Genomic DNA, 11232 nt, shown 5'->3' with positions numbered 1-11232 from the left:
AGGAGTAAAAATCTGAATAATTTATAAAAATCAGCAATCAAGCTAAGTAATTTGTTTCATTGTTAGTTGCATTCATTTTAAATATCTCCATTTTTTAGCCACTAAAAAAAAGCTAGAACATCAAAGTTTTTTATGAGTTTATTACCCTTGAATTCACAATCTGTATTAACATCTGTTGATTTCGATCCATTTTCAGGTGGAGAGTTATTATTGACTGCGCCTGCAACCGAATCTCAAAAAGAAATTTGGGCTTCTGTACAAATGGGAAACGGTGCCAATTGTGCTTATAATCAATCCCAATCTCTGCGACTAAAAGGAAATCTGGATGTAGAAGCTCTCCAGTCTGCTATGCAAGAGTTAGTCCAACGTCATGAAGCGTTACGGACAACCTTTAGCACAGATGGCAATACACTCTGCATTGTTGCTTCCCTGAGAATAGAAATCCCCATCATCGATCTTTCTAGACTAGAGTCACAGGAGCAAGAAACAAAAATAGCTAGTATCTTGCAACAAGAGGTAAAACAACCCTTTGATTTAGAACACGGCCCTCTATTTCGGGCAAAAATTGTCAAATTACATCTGCAAGAACATCTAGCAATTTTGACTGCCCATCACATTATTTGCGATGGTTGGTCATGGACGGTGTTGTTGCCAGATGTGGGTAAACTCTATTCTGGTTTGCAACAGGGTATTGTTCCTGAATTGGAAGAACCAGATCGCTTCAGTGAATATGCGACCTTGCAAGAAGAAGAAACCCAAAGTTCAGAAGCGATCGCCACAGAAAAATATTGGTTAGATCAATTCTCTGATTCTTTGCCTGTACTGGATTTCCCCAGCGATCGCCCACGTCCATTATTCAGAACCTTTAATGCTGCCCGTGAAGATTGGCATTTAAATCCCGAACTAGTTGTCAACCTCAAACAACTAGGAACAAAACTTGGTTGTAGCTTTATGACTACCATCTTGTCAGGATTCGAGGTGTGGCTCCACCGCCTGACAGGACAGAACGACTTGGTTGTAGGTGTTTTCGCCGCCGGACAAGCTGCTTTAGGTCAATATAATCTCGTAGGACACTGTGTTAATTTATTACCACTGCGTAGCCGCATCAATGGAGAAAAATCCTTTATTGACTACTTGCAAACGCGGCGCTCGGCTGTATTAGATGCTTATGACCACCAACAATTTACTTTTGGCAGTCTAATCAAAAAACTAGTGTTTCCACGGGATTCTAGTCGTATTCCCTTAGTACCAATCACCTTTAATATCGAGCAGGGCTTGGACGGAAACAGTTTGCCATTTGCAGGGCTGGAGGTAGAGTGTTTCTTCAATCCTCGCGAATTTGAGAATTTTGAACTATTTATCAATGCTACAGAATTACGTGGTCAGCTTATTCTGGAATGTCAGTACAACACCAATTTATTTGATGCTGATACTATCCGTCGCCGAATGGCAGAGTTTGAGGCTCTCTTAGCAGGTATAGTTGCTAACCCCAATCAAATTATTGCCAAATTGCCAATCTTGCCAACAACTGAGCAACAGTTATTAGCAGCATGGAACAATACTCAAACAGCTTATCCTCAAGATAAATCCATTCACCAGCTGTTTGAAACTCAAGTGGAGCGAACACCAGATGCGATCGCTGTTGTGTTTCAAAATCAACAACTGACTTATCTAGAACTTGAGGAGCGTGCCAATCAGCTTGCTCATTATCTCCAAACCTTGGGAGTCAAGCCGGGAGTGCTAGTTGGCATCTCCTTGGAACGGTCAATAGAAATAGCGATCGCTCTGCTAGCTGTACTCAAGGCAGGTGGTGCTTATGTCCCCTTAGACCCCACCTATCCCAAAGAACGCTTGACCTTCATGCTTGATGATGCTCAAGTATCCGTGTTACTTACCCAAGCCAACCTACTTGATTTGTTACCAAATCAGGTAGAAGTAGTTTGTTTGGACACAGATAAAGAAAAAATTACCCATTATCCAACTCACAAACCTGCTTACCTAGTAACTGCTGAGAATCTAGCCTACGTCATTTACACTTCTGGCTCCACAGGAACACCCAAGGGAGTAAAAGTTTCTCACCAAAATGTTGTCAACCTCCTGGGAAGTATGCGTAAGCAACCAGGGCTGACTCAGCAAGATGTTTTGCTATCTGTCACCACTCTCTCCTTTGATATTGCCGTTCTGGAAATATTCTTACCGTTAATCGTGGGGGCAACTACTCTGATAGTCAGCCGTGAGGTGGCTACGGATGGTGAGAAACTGCTCAAAACTCTCAACCATTCAGGAACAACAGTCATGCAGGCCACTCCTGCAACCTGGCGATTGCTGCTGGCAGCTGGCTGGCAAGGTTCCAAACAACTCAAGATTCTGTGCGGTGGGGAAGCATTACCACCTACTTTAGCTAAGGAACTGGTGAATCGTGCCCACAGTATTTGGAATATGTACGGGCCAACTGAAACAACAATCTGGTCTACCTGCTATCAAATTAAAGCAGACGGAATGCCTCTGATTGGTCAGCCCATTGCAAATACTGAAATTTATCTATTAGATGCTTATCAGCAGCCCGTACCTGTAGGAGTTCCTGGTGAACTTTATATCGGCGGTGCAGGTGTAGCGTTGGGTTATTTGAATAGACCTGAGCTAACTACAGAAAGGTTTATCTCCAACCCATTCAGCCAAGTACCTCATACTCGACTCTATAGAACAGGTGATTTAGTTCGTTACCTCGCCGATGGCAACCTTGAATATCTGCAACGAATTGACAATCAATTTAAAATTCGCGGTTTTCGGATTGAATTGGGTGAGATTGAAATGGTGATGGCTCAACATCCGACTGTGAAAGAAGCTGTCGTTGTTGTGCGAGAAGATATCCCCGATGAGAAAATCTTAGTTGGTTATCTAGTTCCAAAACCACCATCGCAAGTTGAGTCTTCAGCAAAGTCTGCTAGCAGTACTCAACATATTCAAGCCTGGAATCAAAGGTCGGACTTACTCTCTGAATCAGAATCTCTACAAAACCAGACTTTAAGTGATGCTTATGCCAATAGCCCCATACAGAAGCAGACAGGAAATAATCAGCTAATCTCACAATTACGCCAGTTCTTGAAGGAAAAGCTACCAAATTATATGGTGCCCACTACCTTTGTGACACTGGATGCGATGCCCCTTACTCCTAATGGCAAAGTAGATCGAAAGGCTCTACCAACACCCGATTTTGCTCGTCCAGAACTGACGGAAGGTTATGTTGCACCTTGCACCTTGGTTGAACAGCAGATTGCTGGCATTTGGGCACAAGTCCTCAACTTAATAAATATCGGCATTCATGACAACTTCTTTGAGTTAGGGGGACATTCAGTACTGGCGATTCAAGTCACTTCACGGTTGCGTCAAACCTTTCAAGTAGAAATACCTTTACTCAACTTATTTGAAGTATCAACTGTAGCTGATTTAGCTGAACGAGTTGAAACACTGCAATGGGCAGCGCAAAATTATCAAGCTTCTGTGACTGAAACGATCGGCGACTACGAAGAGGGACAACTATGAAAACCATTCATGAGTTTTTATCAGAACTACGTCATCTAGATGTGAAATTATGGATCGAAGACGGTAGCCTGCGCTATCGCGCTGCTAAGGAGAGCCTGACACCAGATATACTGGAGCAGATGCGAGAACGGAAAGCCGAAATCTTAGAATTTCTCCTCCAAGCTAACTCTGTTGGTAGTAATAATCTTCCTCATATATTACCTAACATCAGAGATGGCAAACTCCCTCTTTCTTTTGCTCAACAACGCTTATGGATTTTAGAGCAATTTGATCCTGGTAACTCTGTCTACAATATACCTCTAGCCTATCGCCTCACAGGTTCACTGAATGTAGCACTACTGGAGCAATGTCTAGTTGAAATTGTCCGCCGTCACGAAATCCTACGAGTTACCTTTACATCTATAGATGGGCAACCCAGCCAAGTCATATCTCCAGATATAACCTTGAATCTGCCGCTTGTCGATTTGAGTCAGTTGCCTCTAGAACAGCGAGAAATTGAAGAAAAAAGACTGGCTGCTCAGGAAGCTCAACAACCTTTCGATCTTTTGCAAGGGCCATTGTTTCGCTTTAAACTGCTACGCCTAACTGAACAGGAGAATATGCTGCTCCTGAACCTGCATCATATTATTGCAGATGGTTGGTCTTCAGAGGTTTTCTTTCAAGAACTCACAACACTTTATGAAGCCTTTGCTGCTGGCAAACCCTCCCCACTACTGGAATTACCTATCCAGTATACTGACTACGTTCACTGGCAGCGTCAGTGGTTACAAGATGCAGTCTTAAAATCTCAGCTTGATTATTGGAAGCAGCAGCTAGGTGGCAACCTACCTATACTAGAGCTACCCAGCGTTAGCGAAGCTCGCCGTAGGCATCGGCCACCCGTCCAAACTTATTCAGGCGATATTTATCGCCAGATGCTACCGCAGACGTTAACTGATGCCCTCAAGGCTTTGAGTCAGCAGTCAGGAGTTACACTGTTCATGACTTTATTAGCAGCCTTCAAGGTATTGCTCCATCGCTATACAGGACAAGAGGATATTCTTGTTGGCTCCCCAATTGCCGGTCGCAACCAGATAGAAACCGAAGGATTGATGGGTTTATTTGTCAATACCTTGGTCATGCGGACTGATCTTTCCGGCAATCCCAGTTTTCGGGAAGTACTCGATCAAGTGCGTCAGGTAGCTTTAGGTGCTTACGATCGCCAAGATTTACCTTTTGAAAAACTGGTGGAAGAACTTAATCCAGAACGCAATGGCAGTCATTCACCACTGTTTCAAGTAATGTTCGCCATGAATCCTCCTTGGACAAAGGGGGCACGAGAAGTAGCAGGTTTGAAAATTGCCTCCACCTTTGGATACACCCACAGCGGTACGGCAAAATTTGATTTAACCCTGATGATACGTGATACAGGCAAAGGATTGAGAGCCTCTTTTGAATACAATACTGACTTATTTGATGAAGCCACGATCGCTCGGATGCTTGGACATTTCCAAACTTTGCTTGCAGGTATTCTTGCTAACCCAGAGCAACGCATCTCAGAGTTACCGCTATTAACGCCAGCCGAACGGCAGCAGTTACTTGTAGAGTGGAACAATACTCAAACTGACTATCCCCGGCAGGCTTGCATTCATCAATTGTTTGAGTCACAAGTCGAAAGTACACCCAATGCTGTAGCACTCGTATTTGCAGGACAAGAACTAACATATCAACAGTTGAATGAACAAGCTAATCAGCTAGCACACTACTTGCAAAGTCTGGGTGTAGGGCCAGAAGTAATGGTGGGATTGTGTGCAGAGCGATCGCTCCAAATGGTAATCGGGTTACTGGGTATTCTCAAGGCAGGTGGAGCTTATGTTCCTTTAGATCCCATGTACCCCCAAGAGCGTCTTAGCTTGATGTTAAAAGATGCTCAAGTGGAAATCTTGCTCACTCAACAACATCTGCTCGAAAAATTACCTGTGTGTGGAGCAAAGGTGGTTTATTTGGATAGTGATGCTGAAGCGATCGCTCAACATAGTCAAGAGAATACAGTTAGCCAAACTACCCCTGAAAACTTGGCTTATGTAATCTACACATCTGGTTCTACAGGCATTCCCAAAGGTGTTACGGTCATACATCGGGGTGTCGTGCGCTTAGTTAAAGACACCAATTACATTAGTTTGGGTGCAGAAAATGTGTTTTTACAGTTAGCGCCCATATCCTTTGATGCTTCCACTTTTGAAATTTGGGGATGTTTGCTCAACGGCGCAAAGTTAGTGCTCATGCCACCTCACGCACTATCGCTATCAGAACTAACAGAAGCTTTGAAATATTATCGTGTAACGATACTGTGGTTAACTGCTGGTCTTTTCAACTTAATGGTAGATGAGTATGTTGAAGACTTAAAGCAAGTTCGACAACTTTTAGCTGGTGGAGATGTTTTATCTGTCCCTCACATCCAAAAACTTTTGCAAGCAGGCGGAGATTGTCACCTGATTAATGGCTATGGGCCAACGGAAAATACAACTTTTACTTGTTGCTATTCTTTAGACAGCAATATTAAAATTAATGGTTCTATTCCCATTGGCCGACCTATTTCCAATACACAAACTTACATATTGGATAGCAATTTGCAACCTGTCCCGATTGGTATCCCAGGTGAGTTATATATTGGCGGTGATGGTTTGGCTAGGGGTTATCTCAAACGGCCAGAATTAACCACCGAAGAGTTTATTTATAACCCCTTTAAAAATTCCCAATTTGAATCCGATCGTCTATATAGAACTGGCGATTTAGCTCGTTACTTACCAGATGGCAATATTGAGTTTATCGGACGTTTAGACCATCAAGTAAAGATTCGCGGCTTCCGCATTGAGTTGGGAGAAATTGAGACGATACTGGGTCAACACCCAGGAGTACAGAAAAATGTCGCTGTTGTCAGAGAAGATGTTCCTGGCAATAAATTGATAGTTGCTTATCTTGTTCCTCAGTTAGGTGAAACTATTGTTAGCGATGAAATGCACAGCTTTCTCAAGCAAAAACTGCCCGATTATATGTTGCCTGCGGCCTTTGTCATACTAGACTCTCTGCCACTTAATGCTAATGGCAAAGTTGATCGCAAAGCTTTACCTGTGCCCAATTTAACTAATTCTAAAAGAGAAAAAACATTTGCTACAGCAGAAAATCCACTACAACTTCAATTAACAGAAATTTGGGAAAATGTTTTAGGAGTTCATCCGATTGGAATAACAGACAACTTTTTTGATTTAGGTGGACATTCACTGCTGGCAGTACGTCTGTTTTCTCAAATTGAAAAGATCGCAGGCAAAAATCTCGCTCTATCTATCCTCTTGCAAGCACCAACTATTGAGCAGTTAGCTAATGTTATTGAGCGAGAAATATGCTCAAAACCTGGGATTGCAGCAACACCAATAGCTGATGTCAAGTCTGAAACATCAATTCCTTGGTCATCTTTAGTACCTATTCAACCTAACGGTTCTAAGCCTCCTTTCTTCTGTGTACATGGTTTTGGTGGAGAAGTTTTACGTTTCCGTGAATTGGCAGTGCATTTAGGATCGGATCAACCATTTTATGGACTACAACCACAAGGGTTAGATGGAAAACAGCTTCCATATACCCGGATTGAAGACATGGCAGCACACTATATTCAACAAATCCAGATTATTCAGCCCCATGAGCCTTATTTGATCGGCGGATACTCTTCTGGGGGTATAATTGTTTACGAGATGGCTCGGCAATTGGTCATGCAAGGTAAGAAAGTCGCTTTGCTAGTTTTATTTGATACCTACGGTTCCAGAAATATTGAATCTGTGCCATTGCAAAAACCAATCTCTCGTAATTGGAAGAGTCTTTTCGCAACTGCATCTAACTATGTTATTAAGCAGGTAAAAGGAAATACAGAGCTGCTTAAGTATCAGATCAAAGAGATACTCTGGCGGATTGTTTTTTACTTTCACCTGATTCTCGGACGCCCCTTACCTTACTCCAACCGGAAATTCATGGTGGAACAGGCCACTAGAGAAGCGCTCAGAAAGTATGTTTTACAAGTTTACTCAGGTCGAGCAACCGTATTCCGAACAGAAGATAGTCTTGTAGTTGAACAACAGGAGGGCGATCCTAAAATGGGTTGGGGTAAATTAGCATTAGGAGGAGTGGATATCTATGATGTTTCTGGGATTCATAATTCCATTTTTAAAGAACCCCATGTACGAACTGTATCCGAAAAAATGAAGGCTTGCATAGATGAAATTATTGCAGAAACCTAAATCTTTCTAGACTTATAGGAATATTTAACTCAGTGAGGTACAAAACTTAAGTCTTTAAGCCAGATATAAAGCCTGTTTTGCTTGTGACTCTCAAAATTTAAGTAGACGATCAAAGTTATTTCTGAATTCTGTTTTAGTGATAGCTTTCTAACCTCATCTCGCTTCCGGGATGGGGTTGTTTTATGCACGGGTAATAACTTTAACTAGCGGCTTGTATAGATGTGTAAATGCGATCGCCAATAAAGCCTTTGCATCAGTCCTAAACCAGTGTGTAGGCGTGTTACAGGCATTTTTTGACGGTGAATAAGGAAAGCATTTTACACCGCGACTTTCAAAGCTGATTCCCTGTTTGCACTATTTATTGTTATTGATGGCAGAGCTGATGTTATTTTCGATGGCAATGGTAATATTGATCCGCAGGTTTAGGCAGTAAATTTACTGGAGTTAACTATTTGCCTTTTATATAAGTTTAATAATTGATTCCTTTACTATGCCAAAAAAAATCCTGCTTCTACGTGATTTACAGGATATAACACGTAACGGGTGTAACCAAAAAACTATTAATTAATAAGAGTAATTATGTCAGACACCATCCCGATCGCGATCGCAAAAGAGCCAACTCAAGACTTGTATGAGCAAATACCTGCTACTCACTTAGTTTTCATAGACCCACAGGTTGAGAACTACCAAAGTCTGGTAGCAGGTGTATTGCCGAACACCTCTGTTGTAGTCTTAGACCCTGACCAGAATGGCATTGAACAAATTAGCCAAGTGCTGGCAACTCATCGGGAAATCAACAGCCTACACATTGTTTCTCATGGCGCACCAGGGCAAGTCTACCTGGGGAATAGTCAACTCAGCTACGAAACCCTCAACCATTATGCTCGGCAACTCATGGACTGGGCAAATGTTTTGAGTGCAGATGCACAACTGCTGTTGTATGGTTGCGAAGTCGGGAAAACAGAGCAAGGTAAAGCATTTGTACAGCGCCTGAGTGAATTGACAGGTGCAGTAGTAGCGGCATCTAATGACTTAACGGGGAGTACTGCATTAGGTGGTGACTGGGAACTGGAAGTTTCTACGGGGGCAATTGTTCCTGCTCTGGCGTTTCAGCCAAAAGTAATGGCAGCCTACGCTTCAGTACTAACTGCTCCACTCTTGTCCAAGGCGATCGTAGACCAAAAAGCCACCCCAGGTATTCTCTTCAGCTTCACTGTACCAGATGCCACTTTCACTGATCCAGATGTCGGAGATAGCCTTACCTACACTGCAACTCTGGACAACGATACGCCTTTGCCGAATGGGTTGAAGTTCAATGCTGCTACCAAGACTTTCAGTGGTACTCCCGATAATGGGGACGTAGGTAGTCTAAACATCAAAGTTACCGCTAAGGATGTTGGTGGAGAAACAGCCAGTGATGTGTTTAAACTCACTGTTGATACTCCTCCAGTCTTGTCCAAGGCGATCGCAGACCAACAAGCCACTCAAGGTATTCTCTTCAGTTTCACTGTACCAGATGGCACTTTCACTGATCCAGATGTCGAAGATAGCCTCACCTACACTGCAACTCTGGACGACGATAAGCCTCTGCCGAATGGGTTGAAGTTCAATACTGCTACCAAGACTTTCAGTGGTACTCCAGAGAATGGGGACGTAGGGAGTATAAACATCAAAGTTACCGCTCAGGATGTTGCTGGAGAGCAAACCAGTGATGTGTTTAAAATCACGATTAATAATGTCAACGATCCTCCAGTCTTGGTAAAAGAAATTGCAGACCAACAAGTTACTGAAGACACACTTTTCAACTTCACTGTCCCAGCTGACACCTTTAGTGATGCGGATGTTGGAGACATCCTCACCTACACTGCAACTCTGGAAAATGATGACTTACTACCCACTTGGTTGAACTTCAATCCTACTACCTTTACCTTCAGTGGTACTCCTGAGAATGAGGACGTAGGTGGTTTGAATATCAAAGTCACAGCTAAGGATGTTGCTGGAGAGCAAGCCAGTGATGTGTTTAAACTTGCGGTTGCTGACAATACTGCTGTAGTCACACAAATTACAGGCGATATCTTTAATGTCAAAACTAAGCTAAACATTGAAGGTGATAAAGGAAAACTCTCAGTCAAGATTCAAAACAACACCTCTGAAGAGGTGAATGAACTAAGTGTATTTACTGTTGACGATGAACAAGGTACGATTAACGGCATAGCCCCTGGTGCAGAAGGCTATACGCAAGCGGCTCTTTTGCGTTCAAAGGTGGTTTTCTCTGCTCTTGCCAATCTGCCTAATGGTTTTAATCCTGCCGACCTGAAAAACATTTTAGAATTCGACTCTGATACCAAACTCAAATTTTATCTGGTATCCAATAGTACTACTCAGGATGTACAGTCTGGAAAAACCCCCTTATCAAGTGTGCTTTTTTCCTCAGGTACAAATAACAACATAGAAGATGAAGGGTTTTCTCTTAATTTTCAGAATTTGGTAGTAAATATTCAGCCAACCAATCAAGAGGTATCTTTAGGTACTGGACTGCAAGGCAAATATCAAGGCGAACTGATTGATTTACGGAGTGTGACACAATCACTAACAGCTGAGTTTGCAGTCAACAGAGAGGCATCGTACAATAACTTTGTCGGCTTCTATCAGGTGGCTGATGAAAATGGTGGTATTGACACCAACGGTGATGGCACAGCAGATATTCTCGTTGGCCAGGCTGGTTACGCCGAAGCTGCTGTGCGTGGGCGTGTTGCAGGCATTGATTTGGCGGTAGGCAACCAAGGCACTGCAAATTACACTGGCACTTTCGATCCAAATTCTTTATTTGCACCATTTATTATTGTGGATGGCACACCTGATGCGATTCTGAATAGCAACGCCAATAAAAATGTTTACTTTACATTTTTGGGTGCTAATTCAGATAAGGTAGATCACATTCGGCTGTTGGGAAATAACACCTTTGGTTTTGAAGATTTAGCAAATGGTGGTGACAAAGATTACAACGATATGATTGTGCAGGTAAATTTGAGTACCAATCTTGCCTAGTATCAAAGACGAGTAATTACTTAGAAAAATTAAACAACCTCATCCCGGTTGCGGCATGAGGTTATTTTATGCATGGTGATTAAATGGACTCGCTATTAATTAAATTAGTAAATTTACTGAAGGCAGTTATTGTCTTTTCTTCATAAATTTAATAGTTGATTCCTCTAAGGTGACAAAAAATCTTCACCTTTACTTTTCCAGTTAATTTTTATTAAATTAAGCTAGCAAAAAAGTGATGGAGAATTCTTTCATAGTTAGGTACAGGTGATGTTTAACGAGGAAAGCTCCTGTCTTTCGCCATTAGTGATATTGTCAATCTCTATATTCGAGAATTTGTAAAAAATAATTCAGAAATTTAAAGTTTTTTTTATTACAT

The 11232-nt window shown here is 42.2% G+C and carries 4 protein-coding genes; all 4 read left to right on the top strand.

The window, feature by feature from the left end:
* The first annotated feature begins 132 nt into the window (after positions 1-132).
* The 4 genes from ACFE93_RS17525 (at position 133) to ACFE93_RS17510 (ending at position 10856) form a co-directional block, all read left to right on the top strand.
* Positions 133-3543: an amino acid adenylation domain-containing protein gene (locus tag ACFE93_RS17525; RefSeq protein WP_375474611.1), complete on the top strand. Its 3411-nt coding sequence runs from the start codon at positions 133-135 to the stop codon at positions 3541-3543.
* Positions 3540-7808: an amino acid adenylation domain-containing protein gene (locus tag ACFE93_RS17520; protein ID WP_375474609.1), complete on the top strand. Its 4269-nt coding sequence runs from the start codon at positions 3540-3542 to the stop codon at positions 7806-7808. The genes ACFE93_RS17525 and ACFE93_RS17520 overlap by 4 nt, the downstream gene beginning before the upstream one ends.
* 169 nt (positions 7809-7977) lie before the next feature.
* On the top strand, positions 7978-8115 hold the full coding sequence (locus ACFE93_RS17515) for a hypothetical protein (protein ID WP_375474607.1): 138 nt from the start codon (positions 7978-7980) through the stop codon (positions 8113-8115).
* Between the two features lie 272 nt (positions 8116-8387).
* Positions 8388-10856 (top strand): DUF4347 domain-containing protein, encoded by a 2469-nt coding sequence (locus tag ACFE93_RS17510; protein WP_375474605.1) that lies wholly within the window; start codon positions 8388-8390, stop codon positions 10854-10856.
* Positions 10857-11232 lie beyond the last annotated feature (376 nt).

The organism is uncultured Nostoc sp., assembly GCF_964247315.1.
Lineage (GTDB): Bacteria > Cyanobacteriota > Cyanobacteriia > Cyanobacteriales > Nostocaceae > Nostoc.
This window is presented reverse-complemented; position numbering and strand designations above follow the sequence as displayed.

Bases quoted from the DNA above. Each gene is read 5' to 3' on its own strand.
- ACFE93_RS17525 (WP_375474611.1), top strand. From the start codon at position 133: ATGAGTTTATTACCCTTGAATTCACAATCTGTATTAACATCTGTTGAT.
- ACFE93_RS17520 (WP_375474609.1), top strand. From the start codon at position 3,540: ATGAAAACCATTCATGAGTTTTTATCAGAACTACGTCATCTAGATGTG.
- ACFE93_RS17515 (WP_375474607.1), top strand. From the start codon at position 7,978: ATGGGGTTGTTTTATGCACGGGTAATAACTTTAACTAGCGGCTTGTAT.
- ACFE93_RS17510 (WP_375474605.1), top strand. From the start codon at position 8,388: ATGTCAGACACCATCCCGATCGCGATCGCAAAAGAGCCAACTCAAGAC.